This is a genomic window from Methylobacterium sp. Leaf106, assembly GCF_001422895.1.
Taxonomy (GTDB): domain Bacteria; phylum Pseudomonadota; class Alphaproteobacteria; order Rhizobiales; family Beijerinckiaceae; genus Methylobacterium; species Methylobacterium bullatum.
Genome location: NZ_LMNB01000032.1, coordinates 73,811 through 96,014 on the forward strand (window position 1 = coordinate 73,811; position 22,204 = coordinate 96,014).

14 protein-coding genes are annotated in these 22,204 nt (G+C 69.1%); 8 read left to right on the forward strand and 6 right to left on the reverse strand.

Annotation, left to right across the window (positions count from 1 at the left end; genetic code table 11):
• The first annotated feature begins 164 nt into the window (after window positions 1-164).
• Window positions 165-8,093: a hypothetical protein gene (locus ASF34_RS17200; RefSeq protein WP_056162803.1), complete on the forward strand. Its 7,929-nt coding sequence runs from the start codon at window positions 165-167 to the stop codon at window positions 8,091-8,093.
• Between the two features lie 58 nt (window positions 8,094-8,151).
• On the opposite strand, the gene ASF34_RS17205 is transcribed toward ASF34_RS17200, so the two are convergent.
• Both ASF34_RS17205 and ASF34_RS17210 read right to left on the reverse strand, forming a co-directional pair.
• On the reverse strand, window positions 8,152-8,592 hold the full coding sequence (locus tag ASF34_RS17205) for a DUF1489 family protein (protein WP_056162805.1): 441 nt from the start codon (window positions 8,590-8,592) through the stop codon (window positions 8,152-8,154).
• Between the two features lie 52 nt (window positions 8,593-8,644).
• On the reverse strand, window positions 8,645-9,727 hold the full coding sequence (locus ASF34_RS17210; RefSeq protein WP_082494215.1) for a hypothetical protein: 1,083 nt from the start codon (window positions 9,725-9,727) through the stop codon (window positions 8,645-8,647).
• 171 nt (window positions 9,728-9,898) lie between these two features.
• Between ASF34_RS17210 and ASF34_RS17215 the strand changes: the two genes are divergently transcribed.
• The 5 genes from ASF34_RS17215 to ASF34_RS17235 all read left to right on the forward strand — a co-directional run bounded on the left by ASF34_RS17215 (window position 9,899) and on the right by ASF34_RS17235 (window position 15,240).
• Complete coding sequence (locus ASF34_RS17215; protein WP_056162812.1) at window positions 9,899-11,092, forward strand: MFS transporter; 1,194 nt, start codon at window positions 9,899-9,901, stop codon at window positions 11,090-11,092.
• Between the two features lie 66 nt (window positions 11,093-11,158).
• The gene (locus ASF34_RS17220) at window positions 11,159-12,328 is read left to right on the forward strand and encodes an ABC transporter permease (protein ID WP_018042212.1); all 1,170 of its coding nucleotides are present in this window, start codon (window positions 11,159-11,161) and stop codon (window positions 12,326-12,328) included.
• 14 nt (window positions 12,329-12,342) lie between these two features.
• Entirely contained in the window at window positions 12,343-13,161 is an 819-nt protein-coding gene (locus tag ASF34_RS17225; RefSeq protein WP_056149987.1) for an ABC transporter ATP-binding protein, read from the forward strand.
• Window positions 13,162-13,469: 308 nt separating this feature from the next.
• Window positions 13,470-14,552: an MlaD family protein gene (locus tag ASF34_RS17230; RefSeq protein WP_018042210.1), complete on the forward strand. Its 1,083-nt coding sequence runs from the start codon at window positions 13,470-13,472 to the stop codon at window positions 14,550-14,552.
• A gap of 109 nt (window positions 14,553-14,661) precedes the next feature.
• Window positions 14,662-15,240, forward strand: coding sequence for an ABC-type transport auxiliary lipoprotein family protein (locus tag ASF34_RS17235; RefSeq protein WP_018042209.1), 579 nt, complete (start codon window positions 14,662-14,664; stop codon window positions 15,238-15,240).
• 24 nt (window positions 15,241-15,264) lie between these two features.
• Here ASF34_RS17235 and ASF34_RS17240 read toward each other — a convergent pair whose 3' ends face one another.
• The 4 genes from ASF34_RS17240 to thiE all read right to left on the reverse strand — a co-directional run bounded on the left by ASF34_RS17240 (window position 15,265) and on the right by thiE (window position 19,867).
• On the reverse strand, window positions 15,265-17,199 hold the full coding sequence (locus tag ASF34_RS17240; RefSeq protein ID WP_244479032.1) for a calcium-binding protein: 1,935 nt from the start codon (window positions 17,197-17,199) through the stop codon (window positions 15,265-15,267).
• 181 nt (window positions 17,200-17,380) lie between these two features.
• Window positions 17,381-18,010 carry a helix-turn-helix domain-containing protein gene (locus tag ASF34_RS17245; RefSeq protein ID WP_018042207.1) on the reverse strand — a complete coding sequence of 210 codons (630 nt, stop codon included), beginning with the start codon at window positions 18,008-18,010 and terminating at the stop codon, window positions 17,381-17,383.
• Between the two features lie 106 nt (window positions 18,011-18,116).
• On the reverse strand, window positions 18,117-18,923 hold the full coding sequence (gene thiD / locus ASF34_RS17250) for a bifunctional hydroxymethylpyrimidine kinase/phosphomethylpyrimidine kinase (RefSeq protein ID WP_056162817.1): 807 nt from the start codon (window positions 18,921-18,923) through the stop codon (window positions 18,117-18,119).
• Between the two features lie 233 nt (window positions 18,924-19,156).
• A complete protein-coding gene (gene thiE, locus ASF34_RS17255) occupies window positions 19,157-19,867 on the reverse strand; it encodes a thiamine phosphate synthase (RefSeq protein WP_056162819.1) in 711 nt (236 codons plus the stop codon).
• A 239-nt stretch (window positions 19,868-20,106) separates the two neighbouring features.
• On the opposite strand from thiE, the gene ASF34_RS17260 reads away from it, so the two are divergent.
• Entirely contained in the window at window positions 20,107-21,177 is a 1,071-nt protein-coding gene (locus tag ASF34_RS17260; RefSeq protein ID WP_056162822.1) for a hypothetical protein, read from the forward strand.
• Between the two features lie 431 nt (window positions 21,178-21,608).
• Window positions 21,609-22,181 carry a sugar O-acetyltransferase gene (locus ASF34_RS17265; protein ID WP_056162999.1) on the forward strand — a complete coding sequence of 191 codons (573 nt, stop codon included), beginning with the start codon at window positions 21,609-21,611 and terminating at the stop codon, window positions 22,179-22,181.
• Window positions 22,182-22,204: the final 23 nt, after the last annotated feature.

The window sequence follows — 22,204 nt, forward strand, 5'->3', positions numbered from 1 at the left end:
CGGCCACACGCTTGGTAACCATTCCGTTAAGGTTTTTTGGACGGTTCGATCCACTCGGGTATCCGGGTCTCGCGCCGAGGTCTAAAGTTCCTTGGTAAATTGGTAAAAATGTCGTCGATCACCGGATGCGGCCGGTCTCGACGACCTGCGTAACGAGGCGTTGGATGGCCACGGAAAAGAAGCTCAAGGACCCGGCCGAGGCGGCTCTTTCCGCCATCGAGCAGGCCCTCAACCTGGACTTCCCCTCGACGCAGGCGACGGAACCGCGCGTCGAACCTCGGCTTCCCGATGTCGGCGACAACGATCCCCTGAGCGACCCCAGCGGCCGCCTCGCTCCCCCGCGCCTCGATCTCGACCAGCCCCTGGCCTCCGACCTGCCGCCGCCGGACCGCAACCGGCCGCGCCGGGAGGGTGGCCTGCTGCCGCCGGACCGCTCGATGGTCGCCAACGACGACCGACAGAACATCGGCATCCTGCAGCAGACCCTGCGCGTGCGGCCGTCGGGCACGCCCTACATCGTCGCCGCCATCGTCTCCGCTCTCTGGTTCGCCGCCCTCCTCGCGCTGGCCTGGAACCAGTCGGGGGGCGAGCTGAAGGGCTTCATCGCCGGGATGACGGCGCTTCAGGCCGCCGTCGGCGCCACCGCCATCGTCGGCCCCATCGTCCTGTTCGCGATCATGGCGATGCTCGCCGTCCGCGCCCAGGAGATGCGTCTCGTGGCACGCGCCGTCGGTGAAGTGGCGATCCGCCTCGCCGAGCCCGAGAACTTCTCCACCGATGCCGTCCTCACCATGTCGCAGACGGTCCGGCGCGAGGTCGCGGCCGTGGGCGACGGCGTCGAACGGGCGCTGGCCCGTGCCGGCGAACTTGAGACCCTGGTGCGCGGCGAGATCGCCACCCTGGAACGCGCCTATTCCGACAACGAGATCCGCATCCGCTCCCTCGTCGACGAACTCGTCGCCCAGCGTGAATCCATCGTCGCCAATGCCGAGCGCGTTCGCGGCGCGATCACCGGATCGCACCAGAACCTGACGCAGGAGCTGGACGGAGCGGCCGAGCGCATCGTCGCCGCCGTCACCGGCGCCGGCGAGCGGGTGACCGGCGCCCTCGACGCCCGCGGCGAGGCCATCACCTCGGCCCTCGGCAACCGCGGCGACGCCATCACGGCAGCCCTCGGCGAGGCTGGGGACCGCGTGGTCGGGCTCGTCACCGACCGGGGCGACGATCTCGTCCAGCGCCTCGCCAGCACCAGCGAAGGTGTGCGCAGCAGCCTCACCGAAGTCGGCAACACCCTGACGCAGTCCCTGGAGAGCCGGGCGGCGGACGTCACTCTCGCCTTCGAGCGCACCGGCGGCATGCTCACCGCGACGCTCGCCGACAATGCCGGCCAGGTCGCCCGCACGCTGGCCCAGACCGGCATGGAGGTGATCGAGAGCCTGAACCGCCAAGGCAGCGAAGTCCGCCAGACCTTCGAGGAATCCGCGCGCGGCCTCGAAAACACGTTCCTCGCCCGCGGCACCGAACTCACCACGAATTTCTCCCATACCGGCGGCGAGATCACCGCCCGGTTCGCCGAGACCGGCACGGCGCTGCGCGAGCATTTCGCCGCCACGGGGGCCACGCTCACCGATGACATCGCCGCGCGCGGCGCCGCCCTGCGCGCCGAGATCGAGGCCGCCGGCAGCGGCGTGTCCGAGGCGATCGAGATCCGCACCCGCGAGGCCCAGGCGGGCCTGGCCCAGGCCTCCGAAGGGATCGTCGAGGCCTTCGCCGCACGGACCGGCGCCCTGCGCGACGACCTCGTCCGCTCCATCGAGACCGCCGGCAACGGCATCGACGATCGCGCCGGTCATCTGGCCGAGCGCATCGATACGGTGGCGACCCGCCTGCACGAGACCCTCACCGTCCAGGGCGGTTCGCTCGAGACCAACCTCGCCTCCGCCGGGGAGCGGATGGGAGACCTCGTCACCCAGCGCGCCGAGGAAGCCGCGCGGGCCATGGATGCGGCGCTGGCCTCCCTCGGCACCCATTTCGAGACCCGCGCCATGGGCACGGTGGAGAACCTCCGGGGCACCGTGGCGGGCCTCAACGGCGAGATCGACGCCCGGTCGGCCGAGGCCGCGACCGCTCTGCGCAACAGCGCCGAAGATACGGCCTCCGTCGTCAACACCAGCATCCGCCGCCTCAACAAGGCCGGCGAGCAGGTCGGCGGCCTCGTGACCCAGCGCGTCGAGGATGCCACCCTCACCCTGACCGGCGCGTTCGGGGTTCTCGGCAGCACCTTCGATTCCCAGTCGGGCAGCGCGATCGAGAGCCTGCGTGCCGTCCTCGACACCCTGGCTGCCGAGATCGGCTCGCGCACCAGCGAGGCCGCCGACATCTTCCGCCGCAGCGCGGAAGAGACCACCGTGGCCCTCGGCGCCAGCACGGCGGAGGCCGCCCAGGCCCTGCGGCGCTCCTCGGCGAGCGCCACCGGCGAACTCGAGGCACGGACCGTGGAGGCGGTGCAGATCTTCGAGCGGCGCCTGTCCGCCACGTCCGCCGAGCTCGCCGCCCGCACGCAGGAAGCCGCCCAGCTCCTGCAGCAGGCCGCCAGCGGTCTCAGCGGTGAAGTGGGAGGACGCGCGCAGGACGCGATGGAGGCCCTGCGCCGCACCCTCACCGAGATCGACGAGACCCTGCTCCACCGCGCCAACGAGGCGACGGGCTCCATCGCCCGCGCGGCCGAGAATGTCGGCGGCGAACTCGCCGCCCGGATCAAGGATGTCGAGGCCTCCTTCGGCACGCATAGCCGTGGCCTCACCGACCTCATCGCCACCCATGCCGAAGAGGCGCATGGGCAGCTCGCCAACACCGGCCGCGAGATCGTGCTGGCGGTGACCGCCCAGAGCGCCCGCGTGAGCGACGCCCTCGCCCAGAGCGGCGCCACCTTCGCCGACACCACGGAAAGCCGGGCGAAGGCCATCGACACCGTGCTCAACGACCGCCTCGCGGCCCTGCAGGAGACCATCGCCCGCGGCGACATCCTCGCCGACCGCATCGCCCGCGACACCTCCACCCTCAGCGAGACCGTCACCGGCCAGCTGCAGGAGATGGACCGCGTCATCACGGTGCAGGGCAAGGCCGTGGCAGACATCATCGCCGAGCGCACCCGCGAAGCGCGTGAGACCGTGGAGAGCCAGCTCGGCGCCCTCGAGGAGCGCTCGGTGAAGCGCTCCGCCGAGATCGGCGAGACCTTCACCCACTTGGTGAGCCAGATCGACGGTCAGCTCGGCTCCCGCGCCACCGCCCTCAACGAAGCCCTGATCCTGCGCACCGGCGAGATGGCGCGCATCATGGTCGAAGGCAGCCGCGACCTCGTCCAGACCCTCGATGCCCGCGCCGACGGCATGGCGCAGGACATCGCCGCCCGCAGCCTGGCCCTGGGCGATACCCTCGGCAGCCGTTCCACCGAGATCGCCGCACGCTTCGAGCAGCAGGCGACAGACCTGTCCCGCCGCATCGAAGAGGGCGTCGGCCGCTTCGACACCAGCGTCGTCGGGCGTCTCGACGCCATCGCCGCCGCGCTGGAGGAGCGCAGCCGCCTGATCGACGAGACCTTCGGCTCCCAGGCCTTCGAGGCGATCCGCCTCATCGAGAGCCGCACCCGCGCCGTGGACGAGGATCTCGCCAACCGGACCCGCGAACTCGTCGAGATGATCGAGAGCCGGACGGGCCATGCCAACGAGGCCCTGGCCGGACAGGCGGAGGCGATCCGCTCGTCCTTCTCGCACCGCGCGGAAGCCTTGGCCGCCCTCATCGACGAGCGCACGGCCGCCATGGGCCAGGAGCTCGACGAGAAGGGACGCGTGGTCTTCGGCGCCCTAGGCACCCGCATCACCGAGCTGGCGCACCTGTTCGATCGCGGCGGCTCCTCCCTGGCGGAGCTTCTGGAACAGCGCGGCGACACCATCATCGCCCGCCTGCGCGACGTCGTCGCCGATGCGGACCGTCTGCTCAGCGAAGGCGAAGGCCGCCTCGGCTCCACCCTGCAGACGCGGACCACCGATATCGGCAGCCTGCTCGACGAGGGCGTGCGCACCGTGCACCAGCTCCTGGACAACCGGACCAACGAGATCCGGACCATGCTGGACGATCATTCCCAGGTTCTCGCCAGCAGCTTCGAAGACCGGCTGGCTCCGTTGCACGATTCGCTCGGCCAGCATGGCCGGACCTTCGTCGACACGATCGAAGCCAGCCTCGGCGGCGCGGCAGGCGCGGTGGAAGCCCGCACCCGCGACCTCGTTGCGCTGTTCGACCAGCGCATCGGCGCCCTGGACGAGCTCGTGGACGGTCGCGGCGCGAGGATCGCGGAATCGGTGGAAGCCCGCACCCACGGGCTGCGGACCTTGTTCGACGACATCCTCACCGCCCTCGACGGTCTCGTGGACAGCCGCGCCGAAGCCCTCACCGACAGGGTCGATGCGCGCACCCACGCCTTGAGCGCCTTGTTCGACGAACGCCTGCGCGCGATCGACGATCTGGTGGAGAACCGCGCGGCCGAACTCGTCCGCACCATCGACACCAAGGGCACGGCCCTCACGCAGACCGTCGACGACCGGACCCACGCGATGGGTGCCCTGTTCGACGACCGCATGCAGGCCCTCGACGCCCTCGTGGCGGAGCGTTCGGCCGATTTCGCCCGCACGCTGGATACCAAGGGCTCCGTCCTGACCCACTCGGTCGATGCGGGCACGGCCATGCTGAGCACGCTGTTCGACGAGCGCCTGCGCGCCCTCGATCAGCTGGTCGAGAGCCGCACCGCGGACCTCGTCCACACGGTGGACGAGCGCGGCGGCAACCTCACCCGGAATCTCGACGACCGCACCGGCTCGCTCCGCGCGCTCTTCGACGAGCGCCTGCATGAGCTCAACGCCCTCGTGGAGACCCGGACTGCGGAGTTCGCCCGGACCATGGAGATGCAGGGCAGCGCCCTGTACCGGTCCGTCGACGAGCGCACGGAATCCATGGGTGCGCTGTTCGACGAGCGCCTGCGCGCCCTCGACCACCTCGTGGACAACCGCGCGGCCGAGTTCGCCCGCACCATCGACGGCCACGGCACGTCGTTGACCCGGGCCGTCGAGGCCGGCGCCCAGTCCATCGGGACCGTCTTCGACGAACGCCTGCGCGCCCTCGACCTTCTCGTGGACAACCGCTCGGCCGACCTCACCCACAGCATCGACAACCGCGGCGCATCGCTGGGCCAGGCCGTGGAGGCCGGAGCCCAGTCGATCGGCAGCATGTTCGACGAGCGCCTGCGCGCCCTCGCCGACCTCGTGGACAACCGGACGGCCCAGATCACGCACACCATCGACGGCCGCGGCGCGTCGCTGAGCCAGGCCGTCGAGGCCGGCGCCGAGGCGATCGGCAGCGTGTTCGACCAGCGCCTGCGCGCCCTCGCCGACCTCGTCGACGGGCGGACGACGGAGTTCACCCGCACCGTGGACGACCAGGGCCTGTCGCTGACACAGTCGGTGGATACCCGCACGCAGGCCATCGCGGCCCTGTTCGACGAGTGCCTGCGCGCCCTCGAGCGGCTGGTGGACGACCGGACCACGGCCTTCGCCCGGACCATCGACAATCAGGGCACGGCCCTGACCCAGGCGGTGGATGCCCGAAGCGAAGCCTTCACGAACCGGATCGACAGCCGGATGAAGGTCTTCGCCGCCCTCGTGGCATCGCGCGGCGATGCCCTCGCCAGCGCCTTCGACGACCGCCAGGACGCCTATGCGGCCCTGGTGGACGAGCACAGCGCCACGATGCTCGCCGCCTTCGACGAACGCGTGGACCGTCACGCCGCCCTCGCCCAGGCCCATGCCGACGCGCTCGCCACGGCTCTGGACCAGCGCAACGAGGCCGTCGCCGCCCTCATCGACGGTCGCAACCAGGACATGATCGCCGGCTTCGACCGCCGCTCGACGGCCCTGGCCTCGCTGATCGAGGCTCGCGGGCAATCGCTGGCCCGCCGCCTCGCCGAGAGTGCGGAGACCATCACCCGCGCCATCGAGGAGCGGGGAGGATCGATCGTGGAGACCATCGACGGTCGCGGAAACCATATGGTCGAGGCGATGGCGACCCATTCCGAACGCCTCCGCGAGATCGTCGAAGGCCCGGCCTCCCGGCTGGTCGCCTCCCTGGGCGAGCGCAGCCAGGAGATCGCGCGCATCCTCGACGAGAGCGGAACGCCCCTCGCCGAGACCCTGCGCGAGCGGGTCCGCGACCTCGCCGAACAGTCCGACGCGTCGAGGAACGCGCTGCTCGCGGCCATCGACGGCGGCGCCTCCCGCGCCCTGGCGAGCCTCAACGAGGCCAACGACCGGCTCCGCAGCGAGCTGGGCGGCGTCCTGAACCGGGTCGAGGGGGCGAACTCGGCCCTGCGCGAGCTCATCACCGATGCCGGCGAGAATCTCGGCGCCATCGAGCAGGGCCTCTCGGGCCGGGTCGAGCAGGTGCAGGCGACGCTCTCCGCGATTGGAAGCGAGACCGAGCGCGCCAGCCGGAGCGTGGCCGAACAGGTCGATCAGCTGAAGGCGGTCGCCGAGGGCGCCCTGCGCGATGCGGCCGACCTCGCCGCCTCGCTCGATGCCCGCGGGACCTCGCTCACCGAGATCTCCCGCGCCCATTCCGGCACGCTCACCAGCGCGGCGGGCTCGCTCGAGACCGTCGAGACGCGCCTGATCGATCTCCTCACCAGCCGCGACAAGGCGGTGGAGGACGTGCTGACGCGCATCGAGGCACGGTCCGGCGCCCTGGAGGAGCAGACCGCGCGCTTCGACACGCTGATGGCCGAGACCCTTCGCTCCGCCGAGGAGCGGGCGCGCGGCATCGCCGGCAGCCTGTCCGAGGCGGCGCAGAGCGCGGGCGCCAGCGTGACCGGAGCCTTCGAAGGCCTTCGCAAGGATGCCGGGAGCGAGGGCGAGCGGACCGCCACCGCCGTCCGTGCGGCGATCTCCGGCGCGTCCGAGCAGATGATGACGGTGTTCGAGGGCGCGGCCAGTCGCTTCGGCGACTCGGTGGCGGGGATGCGCGAGATGGCGGCCGAGATCCGCCGCGAACTCGAGGCAACGCGGGCGGACCTGCAGCGCGGCGTTCTGGAAATCCCCCGCGAGACCCAGGATGCCACCAGCGAGATGCGTCGGGTCGTGACCGACCAGATCAAGGCGCTGAACGAACTGTCCTCCCTGGTCTCGCGTTCGCGCCGCAGCGTCGACGTGACCGAGGCGGCAGCCCCCGCCCCGCGCAAGGCGGAGGTCCAGCCGGCCAAGCAGCAGGACGTGCAGGTCTCGGAAGCCGCGCCTCCCAAGCCGAAGCAGAATGCGGCCAACCCGGTCGCAACATCGGCGAGCGCCAAGCCATCCGAGCCCAAGGCCCGCGACGACAAGGGGTCCGATCCGCGCCCGACCCAGCAGATGACCATCGTCTCCGCGCCGGCGGCAGCCGGCCGGGCCGGCAACCAGGCCGCCCTGCGGCCCGGTGAGGCCGCGCGCGGCGCCGTCCCGGCGGCCCGCGACGGACGCGACAATCGCGGCTGGCTCTCGGATCTCCTGACCCGCGCCTCCCTCGACGACGACACGGACGGGTCCGATCCGGCGAACGCCTCTCCGGCGCCCGCCGGTCAGCCCAAAGCCGCCAAATCCGGAGCCGCGAAGGCGGAGCCGGCCAAGGGAGCGGCCGGTGCGGAGCCGAACAAGGCCGCCGTCGAGCGGAGCCGCACCGCCCTGGAGACGCTCTCCACCGACATCGCCAAAATGATCGAGCATCAGACGGCGGTGGAATTGTGGGAGCGCTACCGCCGCGGTGAGCCGAACCTGTTCGACCGCCGCCTCTACACGGCCCAGGGCCGGCAGACCTTCGAGGAGATCCGGAGGCGCTACGCGGCCGATGCCGAGTTCCGCCGGACGGTGGACCGCTATGTCGGCGAGTTCGAACGGCTCCTCGGCGAGGTCTCGAAGAACGACCGCGACTCGCGCCGCGCCGATGCCTACCTCACCTCCGAGACGGGCAAGGTCTACACGATGCTCGCCCATGCGAGCGGCCGCTTCGAAGGGGCCTGACATCCCTCGGCGACGGGGCGGCATCGCCGCTCCGTCGCCAAGCCGAAGCCGGGCCGGGTCAGATCAGGCCGAGGACGGAAAGCTCGCGGCGCAAGGATTCCGGCATGTCGGCGAGGTCGTCGGAACGGCCCATGGCGAGATCGGCCGGTGCCGACCGCGCCGTGAGGTAGCGCCAGCCCTGGAAGGGCCGGCAGGGGCGCGGATTGACCGGCACCACGACGGGATCGAGGACGAGGCGGCAGCGGCCGATCCCGTCGCTATCCGTGAATGGCTCGATCGCCGTGATGGCCTGGCGGCAGCACAGGGTGCCCTTGATGACCCAGTAGATCGAGCCCTGCCCGGCGATGGCGGAGGCCCGCTTCGGGACCATCCGGGTGACATGGGTCGTCGACGGTTCGCGCCCGGCCTGCACCGCCTCGTCCCGGTAATGGGCGATGCGCTGTTCGAGGTCCTCGATCGTCGCGGGTCCGACGCAGAGCTTCAGAAGGTGAAGGGCCATGACGGCCCTCTTATCAGCGCCGGCGAGAATGCGCGCGTGACTTTCGTCTCCCTCAGGAGAACAGGGCGAGTTTCTCTTTCTCGCTCAGCCCGTCGATATCGGCGAAGGCCGTGGCGATGTCGGTCTTCTCCGGCGCCGGCTTCGCCTCGTCGGATTCGACGTCCTCGAAGCCGACCTCGTTCAGATCGGTGGTGTCCGTTTCCTCGGGGGCGGATTCCTCGGGGGTGGGAATCTCGAGAACGGACTGGTCCAGAACGGACTCTTCGGGAGCGGTTTCTTCGGGATCCGCCTCGGGGAACGCGTCCTCTTCGGCGGCCTCGGCCATCACCTCGAGCGAGGGGACCTCCGCGGATTGCGGCTCGTCGTCCACGGTTTCCACAGGGGCGAGGGGCGGCATCGCCGCCTCGGGCTTCACCTCGGACGCCGCCTGGGCCTCCGACCGCAGGGAATCCATGCCGATGAACCGGTCCACGTCGCTCTGGTCGAGATCCTGGGCGACATTCGACGCGGTGGAGCCCGGTGCCGGCGGGATCGGCTCGACCTCGCCGCCCCAGATCGCGATCATCGCCGCGAGGCGTTCTTCCAGATAGCGCAGGGTATGGATGATGCGCGCGGTCCGCTGCGCCGTCAGGTCCTGGAACGAGCAGGCCGTGTAGATTTCCGTGGCCCGGCGGTCGAGCACATCGCAGATCTCGGCGTCCGCACCCGATTCGCGCATGGTCCAGGCGGTCTCCTGGACCTCTTCCGCTGCGCCGAGGATATCGGAGGTCGCGCGTTCGGTGGCCCGGACGATGGCGTCGAGGGCGACGGAGGCGATGCCCAGGCGGCTATGGTCCTGATCCACGGTGCTGATCGCCGCGATCTCGGCCTTGGTGCGGGCGATGGCATGGGCCATCTCCATCAGGTCGCCGCGCATGCGTCCGACACGCTCGGTCTCCCGGTCGGAGGGGCGGTCCGCCGTCACCGCGCTTTCCAGGCGCGCGATGGCGCCGAGCAGCATGTCCGTATCGGCGCTGCGGTTGCGCCTCGTATATTCGGCGAGGAACCAGCGGCCGCGTTCGCTCTCGCTCATCGCCGCTTCGATCCGGTCGTATTCCGACTCATCGACCGAGGTGAGCGAACGCATGACAGACATAGAACTCGTGTCCTCGATGGTGCCTCGCGCCATTGCGCGAAGTCGCGGGTACCAGCACCGGTAGATTGACACGATGGTTTTAACGCCGCCTTTACGGGTCGAATCGTCGTCAGCGGCCGGCAGCGCTTCGCCTTCAGGCCGCTCCGCCCCCTCGATCGAGCGGTCCATCCGGTGTCCCAAACCTCTCCGACGGAGCCGAACGCGACGCGCCTGTCGCTGCTCTATGCCGTCGTCTTCGTCGAGATCGGCATCGCCATGCCGTTCATGCCGGTCTGGCTGAAGGCGCTCGGCCTCGATGCGCGGATCATCGGCGCCCTCCTGGCGCTGCCCATCGCCATGAAGATCATCGCCACGGCGCCCCTGGTGGGGCTGATCGACCGGGGCGTGGCCGCGCGCCGTCTCCTGCTGGTCGGGAGCGTGGCGGTGGCCGCGACCTACGCGCTGATGCCCGCCGGTGCCGCCATCGGCTGGCCCATCCTCGCTGTGCTCGTCGCCGTGAACGCGGCGGCCGGAGCGCCGCTGGTGCCGACCATCGACTACCTCACCCTCGCCGCCGTGCGGCACAGCAAGCGGCTCGACTACGCCCGCATCCGCATGGCCGGGTCCATCGGCTTTCTCATCGCCAGCCTGCTCGGAGGCGCGGCCCTCGGCGCCATGGGGGAACGCCTGGCCGTGCCGGTCCTCCTCACCGGCCTCGCCCTGGTCGCCGCCATCACCATCTTCGCCAGTCCGGTGGAAGCCCACGTGGCGCAGCCGCGCATCGCGCCGGGCCCACGCCCGAAGCTGCCTCGCGTGCTCTGGCTCTGCATTGGAGCGCAGGCGACGATCCAGGCGAGCCACGCGGCGACCTACGCCTTCGGCAGCATCCACTGGCAGGCCAGCGGCATCTCGGCCTCGTGGATCGGCGTCCTCTGGGCGACGGGTGTCGCCGCCGAGATCGTGTTCTTCGCCACCGTGGGGCGCTGGCCCGCCCATTGGCGCACGCCCTTCCGCCTCATCGGGCTCGGCGCCGTGGCGTCCCTGATCCGCGTGGTCGGCCTCTCCCAGGTGGGAGGCGACCTCGTCCCGGCCCTGCTCCTGCAGACCCTGCACGCGTTCAGCTTCGGCGCGACGCAGCTCGGCGCCATGACGGCGATCTCGGCCTTCGCGCCCGATGGGGCGCGGGGACGCGCCCAGGGCCTGTCGAGCGCCGTCAATGCCTGCGCCTCGGCGAGCGCCACCATCCTCTGCGGTGTCGCCTACGAGGCCGGCGGGGGGAGCCTGGCCTTCGCGCTGATGGCGCCGCTCGCCCTGTCCGGCCTGTGCCTCGTGTCACTTTCCGCGCGCATGGCGGCCGGTGAGCCCTTCACACGGCCTCGTTTGTAGGTCAGCACTCCGCCGTCGGTGGCGGACCTTGACCATTCCGTAACCTTGATCTGCTTTTTCTGAAGCATGAACCGGGAGTCGCGCTTCGTGCGCCACGCTGCTGCCAAGCCGAACCCTGACGCCGCCGAAGCCGCGATTCTCGGCGAGGGCGGACGCGTGGTCCTGAGCGGCCGCTGGACGGCGGATCAGGGCTCGTCCGTGGAGAAGGCCGCAGCACAGATCGCGGCACGCACCAACGGCGCTTCCACCCTCATCGATCTCTCCAACGTCGCCCGCCTCGATACGCTCGGCGCCTGGGTCCTGGAGCGGACCCGCGGCGAGATCGAGGCATCCGGCGGGACACTCGCCTATGCGGGCGCCTCGGCCGAGCACCGCATCCTGCTCGGCGAGATGAAGCTGCCGGACGACGGCTATGCCGGCAAGCCGAAGCGCGGACGCCTCGTCGGTTTCCTGCACGATCTCGGGGTCCGGGTCGTCGGCGCGAAATCGGACATGGTGAGCGGCCTCGCCTTCCTCGGGGAGGTGGTGACCGCCTGCATCCGCGTCGCCTCGCGGCCGAGCACGTTCCGCGGCACGGCCCTGGTCAACCAGCTCGAACAGGTCGCCTTCCGGGGCGTGCCGATCATCATGCTGATCTCGTTCCTGGTGGGCGGCATCGTGGCGCAGCAGGGCATCTTCCAGCTGCAGCGCTTCGGGGCGCAGAGCTTCGTCGTCAACCTGATCGGCCTGCTCATCCTGCGCGAACTCGGCGTGCTTCTCACCTCGATCATGGTGGCGGGGCGCTCGGGCTCGGCCTTCACCGCCGAGATCGGCTCCATGCGTATGCGCGAGGAGGTGGATGCCCTGCGGGTGATGGGCCTCGACCCCATCGAGATCCTCATCGTCCCGCGCATCCTCGCGCTGGTGATCGGCCTGCCGATCCTCGCCTTCCTCGCCTCGCTGGCGGCCCTGGCCGGGGGCGGCCTCACCGCCTCGCTCTATGGCGGCATGACCATCGACGCGTTCCTGGCCCGGCTCCAGGCAGCGGTCTCGTTCCACCACGTGGCGGTCGGCCTGATCAAGGCGCCGTTCATGGCGCTGATCATCGGCATCATCGCCACGATCGAAGGTTTCGCGGTCGAAGGATCGGCGGAATCGCTCGGGCGTCACGTCACGGCCTCAGTCGTGAAGTCTATCTTCATGGTCATCGTACTGGATGGACTTTTCGCCGTGTTCTTCGCGGCCATCGATTTCTGACGCCCGTGAATCACATGTCCTCCCCCCCCGCGCGGTTCGACAGCGCCCCAGCCCGCGACGTCATCATCGGCGTCCGCGATCTCGTGGTCGGATTCGGCGACAAGATCGTGATGAAGGGGCTCAACCTCGACATCTATCGCGGCGAGATCCTCGGCTTCGTCGGTCCGTCCGGGCAGGGCAAGTCGGTCCTCACACGGACCATCCTCGGCTTGGTGCCGAAGCGCTCGGGCACGATCGAGGTGTTCGGCGAGGACGTCGACGGGATGACGATGACCCGCCGTCGGCAGATCGAGCAGCGCTGGGGCGTGCTGTTCCAGCAGGGTGCACTGTTTTCCGCCCTGACGGTCAAGCAGAACATCCAGATGCCCATGCGCGAGCACCTGAACCTGTCCGAGCGCCTGCTCGACGAGTTCGCCCGCCTCAAGATCGAGATGGTGGGCCTGAAGCCCGATGCCGCCGACAAGCTCCCCTCGGAACTCTCCGGCGGCATGATCAAGCGCGCGGCCCTGGCCCGCTCCCTCGCCCTCGACCCGGAAATCCTGTTCCTCGACGAGCCGACCTCGGGCCTCGACCCCATCGGCGCGGGCGAATTCGACGAACTCGTCGCCACCTTGAAGCAGACGCTGGGCCTCACCGTCTTCATGGTGACGCACGATCTCGACAGTCTCTACACCGCCTGCGACCGCATCGCGGCGCTCGGCGACGGGCAGATCATCGCGCAGGGTCCCATCGAGGCCATGCTGGCGAGCGACCACCCCTGGCTGCGCTCCTACTTCCACGGCAAGCGCGCGCGGGCCATCGTCCCGCAGGGAGGCCGGCATGCAGCCGCCTGACGCCGCCGTGACGATGCGGGCGCCGGTCGGTCGGACCGGAGCCTGTGTCCTGCCGATCCGGGTCCGGACACGATTCGAGGGCATCGCGGGTTCCCCCTCCTGGAAGGGGAGCCTCGCCGTGCTCCCCGCCGATACATCCGAGCCTTCGGAAGGGCCTTCGGGCCGATCGGCCGGAATGCCTTCCATCCCATCCGCGCGGCGCCTGTGCGGAGCCGTGCGCCACATCGCGCAGCGATCGATCGGGGCTCGCGCACCGCGTGCGTCCCCGCACCGCACTCGCCCCGCCACGCCGAGGTATCGCTGATCCAATGGAGACTCGTGCGAACTACGCCCTCGTCGGCGCCTTCACTCTCGCGGTCGTCGTGGCCGCCTTCGGCTTCGTGTTCTGGCTTCAGGGCGGATCGCGCAGCCAGGAACGGCAGGGCGTGCGCATCGTCTTCTCCGGCAGCGTCGGCGGCCTCGCCAAGGGCTCGACCGTGGCCTTCAACGGCATCAAGGTCGGCGAGGTGATGGACGTGCGCCTGCTGCCGCAGGATCCGCGCCGCGTCGTCGCCATGGTGGAGGTGGACCGCACCACGCCCCTGCGCGCCGACACCCGCGCCCGCCTCGATTCGGCGATGCTCACCGGCGTCTCGACGATCTCGCTCTCCGGCGGCAACGCGGATGCCCCGGCGCTGACGCCGGGCTCGGGCGATCAGACACCCACCATCTTCGCCGACAGTTCCGACATCCAGGACATGATGACGGCGGCCAAGCAGATCGCACAGCGCGCCGACGACATGCTCCAGCGCCTCGACAAGCTGGTGGCCGGCAACGAAGGCGCCATCACCCGCACCCTTGCCAACGTGGAATCGTTCTCCAAGACCCTCAGCGATGCGGGCCCCGCCGTGAGTTCGCTGGTGAAGGCCATCGACGGGCAGAAGCTCAACCGCGTCATCGACAATGCCGAGCGCTTCTCGGCGGCGCTCAGCACCGCCAGCCCCGACATCGAGGGCGCGGTCAAGGATGCGCGCTCGCTGGCGGCCAAACTCAACGCCTCGGCCGACCGGGTGGACAACGTGCTGAAGGGGGCCGAGAGCTTCCTCGGCTCCGCCTCGGGCCAGACCGGCAGCAGCACCTTCGCCGAAGTGCGCGACGCGGCGATCTCCGTGCGCGACGCCGGCAAGGCCTTCCGCACCCTCTCCGAGAACCTCGACAAGCGCACCTCCACCATCGCGTCGAGCTTCAGCAAGCTCAGCGGGACCGGACGGCGCGAAGTCGAAGCCCTGTCGTCGGACGGCCAGCGCACCCTCAACACCCTCAACCGGACGGTGAAGAGCCTGGAGCGCGACCCGTCCCAGGTCATCTTCGGCGGCAAGCCATCGTTGCCGGAATACAACGGTGGCCGCTGAACCCGGCAAAGCCTAGCCGCATGTGTCCGGCGTCACGGCACGGAAACCGCTATGGCGTAGTTTACGGTTGCGCGTTCTGCCGCGCTGCACAGGTTTCCAGGCTCTTCGGATGACGTTTCGCTCGCATGCCCTGGCGCTCGCCTGCCTCTCCGCCCTGCTCGGCGGTTGCGGCGGCGGCGCGCCCATGACCTTCGACCTCGCCGCCCTGCCGAGTTCCGGCCGGCCGAGCGTGGCGGCACGGTCGATCTCGGTGGCCGAGCCGGTGGGCCTCCAGCCCTTCGAGCAGGATCGCATCATCGTGCGTCAGGCCGGCGGCGCCCTGTCGTTCCTCGGCGGCGGCCAATGGGCCGACCGCCTGCCGCGCCTCGTCCAGACGCGGCTGATCCAGAGCCTCGAGAATTCCGGGCGCCTGAAATCCGTGAGCCGTCCGGGCGACAAGATCGTCGCCGATTATGCGCTGATCAGCGAGATCCGCGCCTTCGACATCGCCTCGAATTCGGGCGAAGCGGTGGTGGACGTCTCGGCCAAGCTCATCGCCGACGGCACCGGCAAGGTGGTCGCCGCCCGCATCTTCACCGCGCGGGTGCCCGTGGCCAAGATCGAGGCGGGCAGCGCCGCGGTCGGTCTCGACGCTGCGCTGAGCATCGTGCTCGCCGACATGGTCCGTTGGGTGAATTCCGGGCATTGAGCCCGGTCGGGCGATCGGTAAACCTCATACGATCAGGAAGTCCTGAGCGGTCAGGGCCGGATGGTCCTTCACGACGGCGAACAGGACGGCCGCAGCGCCGTTGACCCCGTCGGGATCGTAGAGAAGCCGGCCCGTATCGGTTTCGTAGACGATCCGGTCGTCGCTCTGCGTCGCCGTCCCCGTGGTATTCGCCGCGAACAGTCCAGCGGAGAGAACACCGGTCTTTACCAGGGCCGTGAAGATCGCATTGTCCAGCTTGATCGTATCGTTGTTGCCCGAAACATTGGCGAAATCGTTGATCGTGTCGACATTCGTGGCGCCGAGCTTGGTGTCGAACACGAAGCTGTCGTTGCCCATGCCCCCCAAGAGCGAGTCTTTGCCGAGACCGCCCTCGATCGTATCGGTGCCCGCCCCGCCCGAGAGCGTGTTGGCCGCAGCATTGCCGACGATCTTGTTGGACGATTCGTTGCCTGTGGCCGAGATCGCGCCCGTGCCCGTAAGAAGGATCGTTTCCGCGTAGGTTCCCGCCAGCGAATAGCTGACGGAAGAGACGACGACGTCCTTTCCCGTCTCCTTCAACTCGACGATACGGTCGTCCCGCGAATCCACATAGTAGCGGTCGTTCCCGCTGCCGCCGACCATCGTATCCGCGCCTGCTCCTCCATCGAGGAGGTCGTCGCCTTCTCCGCCATACAGGGCATCCGCACCGTTGAGGCCGTAAAGCCTGTCGGCCCCGTCGCCGCCATTGATTTCGTCATTGACGAAATCGTGCCCGTAGAGGAGGTCGTCGCCGCCGGCGCCGTAGACGAGGCCGTCGCGCGGATCGATGATCTGCATCTTGATGGAGGAGCCCGACGCATCGCCTCCGGCCCCGCTGTAATCTGTCCAGGTCACCATGACGCGACCGTCACGAAGCGCGGTGACGGAGGGATCGAACTGCGAGTTCGACGTCGTCGTGTTGACGATGGCCTCGCCGCCCATCTTCGCGCCGGACCCGTCGAACGCCTGGAGATGGATCGACGAGCCGGATGTGTCGGGTCCGCTGCCGCCGAAGTAGTTTGTTTCCGACCAGGATACGACGAATCCACCGTTATGCAGCGGCGTGAGGGTAGGATCGCCGCCAAAGGTGGTCGAGTTCACGAAGATCTCGCTGGCGATCGGCTGCGCGATGCCGCCATAGACCCCGTAGAGCCGCGCATGGATACCGCCGCCGCTGCCCTGGTTGAACGACGTCCACGTCACCACGAACCGACCGGCACCGATATACGAGACATCGGGCTCCATCGGGATGTCGCCGGTCGGGATGTTGACCTGGAATTCGGACCCGTAGGTTCCGTCGGGTCCAAGCAGCGAACCCTTGATGCTGTTTCCGCTCTGCCAGACGGCCACGGGAAGGATGCTCAGTGGCCCGGCCGAAATGGCAGGGTGCGATTGCACCCCGTCGACCACGCTGTTGACGACGAAGGAGGGCTTGAGCGTTCCGTCCGCGTTGTAGGTCGCGGCGCGGATGTCCCCGTTCGTCGATTCGAGATCCTGCCAGACCAGGATCGATTCCGAGCCGTTTCTCAATTGGGAGACATCGGGCTGATATTGATTGGCAAAGGACGTCGAGACGATCCGGCTCTGATACTTTCCGGCCGCATCGAAGACAGAAGCGTAGAGATCCTGGTTCTCGGGCGAGGCGTAGTGCTGGTAGGTGACGATGAAGCCGCCATTCTCCAGCGGCGCGATGCTCGGCAGCGTGTCGCCGATCGTCGTCTCGTCGACCAGGAACTCGCGGCCGATCCGCGCTCCCGTCGTGTCGAACGTCTGTCCGCGTAGAACCGCAGTGGAACCGCTGCCATCTTGCCAGACGGCCACGACGTTTCCGTTGTTCAAGACCGTGACGACCGCCGATGTCTGGTCACCCGCAGTCTTGGTATTGACCAGCGTCTCCCCGCCCCATTTGCGAACAGGCATGGCACGATCCATCGATTGGCAGCTGAACTACCATCGTTGAATATTCAATCAGCAATTTCGTCAATACGACTCGACTTAGACTAATACCCGATTGCGATCACGTTTCCGTGATCAGTCATAGATTGGATATTCTCAGTTTTGGTATCCTCTCAGGCATCCAATATCAGTCGGATTATTTAGCCTACTCCATCACGGCGGCCTTCATGATCACCACCATGATCGCCTTGGCCGGCTCGGTGCCGACGCAGCGCACGGTGTGCGGCCTGTCGCAGCGGTAGCGCAGCGTCTCGCCCACCCGCGCCCGCTGGAACGTGCCGGCCACCTCGACTTCGAGGGCGCCCTCGGTGACGGTGAGGGATTCCACCGAGCCGCGCTGGTGCGGATCGGAATCGAGCACGCCGCCGGGATCGGCCGTGACCTCGTACCATTGCAGCCATTCCACCGTCTTGATCCAGCCGACGATGGCGAGGCGTATCTTGCCGTCGTCGGAGAGCAGGATCGGCGTGTCGGCGCGCGACGTCTTCTCGATGAAGGGCTCTTCGTCGCTGGTGGCCAGCACCCGCTCGATGGAGACGTCGAGGGCCTGGCTCAGGCGCCAGATCGTCGCCAGGGTCGGGTTGGTCTCGTTGCGCTCGATCTGGCTGATGATCGATTTCGCGACACCGGACTGCTCGGCGAGTTCGGAGAGCGAGAGATTGTAGGCCTTGCGCAGCCGCTGGATGGTCTTGCCGAGCTGGCCCGAGAGAACCTGTGCCCCGTTCAGGATGTCCCGCTGCCGCCCCCGCTCGGGCGTCGTCGCCTGATCTTGCATTGTCCCAGAACCTATCGCGCCGTTCCGTACATCGAACGATCGTGCGGTACTTCAAACGCAATCAGGCATCCGATGCAAGGCGAAGGAGGCCAACTTCTCCGTCGTCTCAATGCCAAAGGGCGTGGAAATGATGGACCGGTCCGTGTCCTCGTCCCACGTTCACGGAGCCGGATGCGGCGATGGCGGCGGTGACGTAGCGTTTGGCCTGGGCGACGGCCTCCGTCAGGGGCAGGCCGCGGGCGAGTCCCGCCGCCACGGCCGAGGACAGGGTGCAGCCGGTGCCGTGCGTATTGCGGGTCTCGACACGGGCCGACGCGAAGCGCCGCAGCGTCCCGTCGGCGCTCATGAGGTGGTCGACGCTCTCGGTGCCCTCCGCATGGCCTCCCTTGATGAGGACGGCGCGGGCGCCCAGGGCCAGGAGCTTGCGCCCCTGCACCACCGCCTCGTTCTCGCTCTTGGCCACGGGAGACTCGATCAGGGTGGCGGCCTCGGGGAGGTTCGGCGTCACCAGATCGGCCAGGGGCAGGAGGTGGCGGCGCATGGCCTCCACCGCCTCGTCCGAGATGAGGCGGTCTCCGCTCGTGGCCACCATGACCGGGTCGAGGACGATGGGGATGCGGGACGCATGACGGCCGAGCCCGGCGGCCACGGCCTCGATCACCGCGGGCTTCGACAGCATGCCGATCTTCACCGCCTTGACGTCGAGATCGGAGAACACGCTGTCGATCTGGGCCGCGATGAAATCGGCCGGCACGTCGTGGATGGCCTGGACGCCCAGGGTGTTCTGCGCCGTGAGCGCGGTGATGATGCTGGCGCCGTAGACCTTGAGCGCCGCGAAGGTCTTGAGATCGGCCTGGATACCGGCGCCGCCGCTGGAATCGGAGCCCGCTATGGTGACGGCGATGGGTGTCATGGCGTGTCTCGTCCCTTGCGTTGCAGCAACCCTAAGCAGGTTTAGCAAAAGTGGTCACCGGTTTTGCGTCCTCAAACCTGCGACACTTCAAAGGCCTAAGCGAGGTAAAGCGTTGGCTTGCCAATGCGAACCTGCTTAGACCATCGACCGGAACGAGGGAATCCGGCCCGATTGAAAATGATTTTAGAACAGGGACTTAGAGAATTTCACCGGCGACCCGCTTAGGCCCGGGCCTAACGGCCCGCGCCCCTCGCCGCGAGGGCCGAATCCACCCGGAAGCGCAGGTCCCTGGCGCCGGCCTCCACCTCCTCGGTGGAAAACAGCGCCGAGATCAAAGCGATGCCGTCGGCGCCCGCCGCGATGATCGATGCGGCGTTGCTGCCGTCGATGCCCGCGATGGCTCCCACGGGAAAGCCTGTGCCCCGGGCGAGGCGCGCCCGGAAGGCGATGCGCGTGAACCCGTCGAGCCCGACCGGCGGATCGGGATTGTCCTTGCTCGTGGTGGCGAAGACGCCGCCGATGCAGGCGTAATCCACGGGCAGGCGATAGAGCTCGTCCGCCTGGGCCGCCGATTTCAGGGTCAGGCCGATGATGGCGCTCGAGCCCAGAATGCGCCGCGCCTCCGCCGGGTGCAGGTCCGACTGGCCGAGATGCACGCCCTCGGCCTCGGCCGCCAGGGCGAGATCGCAGCGGTCGTTGACGAGGAGCGGCACGCCGGTGCCCGTGATGGCCGCGCGGATGGCGCGGATGCGCGCCAGGGCCTCGCGCGCGTTCTCGATGGACTTTTCGCGGTATTGAAGAAGGGTGCACCCGCCCGCGACGGCCTCCGCCGCCATCTCGGCGAGGTCGGCGCCGTCATCGCCGCAGACGCCCACGTCCAGGATGCCGTAGAGCCTCACGTCGACCGGCACGGTCGAGCCCAAGGCGGTATCGCGTCCGATCACGTCGTTCCTCCGGTAAGCCGCAGCGACGGCATCCTAGTGGGAAACCTCCGGGATTTGGTACCCGCTTCAAACAGCCGAATCGGGGGAGGGCCGCAATAGGACCCGTGATCCGGCCGCCATCCCCCCTGGCGGATGGATGCCCCGACGCGGCGCGACGAGCCTGCATTTCCTTCAAAGGTCTCCGACAGGGCTTCTATAAGGCAGGGTACCGGCCCTCGAGATCGACGGGCGGAGGGAGCATGATCCCCATGAAGCCGATGCCGTCGCCGCTCAGTCCCGAACTCCAGGCCGCTCTGGCGAGGGTACTGGGGCGACGCGCGGACCATGGGCTGGCTGCCCCCGACCTGGATCGGATCGTCGACCTTCTGGGCGAGGTGCCGCCCGAGCGGATCACCACCGCCGACGCGGCCATCGCCTACGCGGCGGGGCTCCACCGGGAGCCGCCCCCGTCCCGCTGGCGGTGGTTCGGCAAGCCGCGCACCGATGCGGAACTGCTCGCCCAGTCACCGGATCTCGCCCTCCTGTTTCTGTTCCACCGGGACGGACGCATGCGCGAGGCCGCCCTGGCGCGCCTCTCCGGCGGCCTGCCCTCGCCGTTCCTGTTCGCGGCGGTGGCGTGGCGGCTGAACGACTGGTCCGCGCCGGTGCGCACGGCCGCCGTGGCCTGCGCACGGCGCTGCTTTCCGCTCACGCCCCCCGAGGTGGTGGCGCGCTGCGCGGCCGCCCTCCACCTTCAACGGCTCGGCTGGTCCCGGTGGAGCGGCGAGCGCGCGGTCCTCGACGAGGCCTTCGGCCGCCCGGACGTCGCTGCACGTCTGGCGGACCTGTTGATCGGGCAGATGACGGGACCGGTCGCGCGGGTGCTGCGCGCCGTCTCGCGAACACCCGCGCTCGACCCTTACCTGCTGAGGGTGGCCGCCGAGGCGGTGCAACCCGCGGCACGGGCGGCGGCGCTCTCGCTGCTGGTCGAGGGCAAGGCCTCCTGGCCGGTGGGCCGCGACTGGCAATGGGTGGACAAGTCGATAGGCCGGCGCCGTCTCGTATTCGTGTACGACGTGCGGCCCCTGACGGTGGCGCCCGGTCTCGACACCGTAATCGCCCAGAGCATCGCCGATCGCTCCGCCGCCGTGAGGCGTGTGGCCCTTGAGGGTGCCATGTATCGCCTGAAGGGGCGCCCGGAGGCCCGTACCTACGCCACGCGGCTTCTCGGGGATCGCTCGCCCTCGGTGCGGGAGCGGGCCGAGTTCATCCTGCGGACCGACACGGGCGAGGCGTCACGGGCACCTGAGAGCGAAGGCGGAAGGGGGTGAAGGTCATGTACGGTATCGTCGCGTACGGAGTGGTCATCGGCCATTCCGAACTGGAAAGCGGCGATCCGCCGATGGGCGTCGCGTTCGGCCGCTTTGTTCCCGCCGCCGGCTTCGATGCTTTCGTGCGGACCGTCCCGCCGGACGAGGCGGCGGGCGACGGAGTTCTCATTTGGAACGCGCTGTCGGCCATAAGCCCCGAAGGGGTCGTGATCGAATGCGCCGGGGTTGCAGTGTTCCGCTACGATCTCGGCGACGAGATCGACCATGAGGTGACCCTACTCGGCATCTCCTCGCCGCCCTACGGTCAACTGTTCCCGAACCGTGTCGACGCCTCCGGCGACCGCGCCAGGCAGGGCCGATCCAACCGGACCTCGCTTGCCGGCCCCGGCCCATCGGCCTACTCCCCGCCTCGACGAAGCACGGAGACTGGCATGACCACCGAAGCCGGGCGCACGCCGAAGCAGAAGATGATCGCGGGGGACCTCTATCACCCCGACGACGCGGAACTCGGTGCCGACCTGCGCGCCTGCCAGGCCTGGCTCGCGCGCTACAACGCCATGCTCGGGCGCCCCGCCGACGAGCGCCGGGTTCTGCTGCGCGAGATCTTCGCGGGGGTCGGCAACGGGGCGGTGATCCGGCCGCCGTTCCATTGCGATTACGGCTTCAACATCAGCATCGGCGCTCACGTCTTCCTGAACTTCAACTGCGTCATCCTCGATTGCACCACGGTGACGATCGGCGACCGGACGCAGATCGGGCCGGGTGTCCAGATCCTCACGGCGGACCATCCCCGCGAGGCGGAGGCGCGCGAGGCCGGGCTGGAATTCGCCCGCCCCATCGCCATCGGCCGCAACGTCTGGATCGGCGGCGGCGCGCTGATCCTGCCCGGCGTCACGGTGGGCGACCATGCGATCATCGGGGCCGGCGCCGTCGTCACCCGCGACGTGGCGCCCGGCGCGACGGTGGTCGGCAACCCGGCCCGGCCGGTGCCCGCCAAGGCGTGAGGCGACGCGCGCACCCTGTCGCG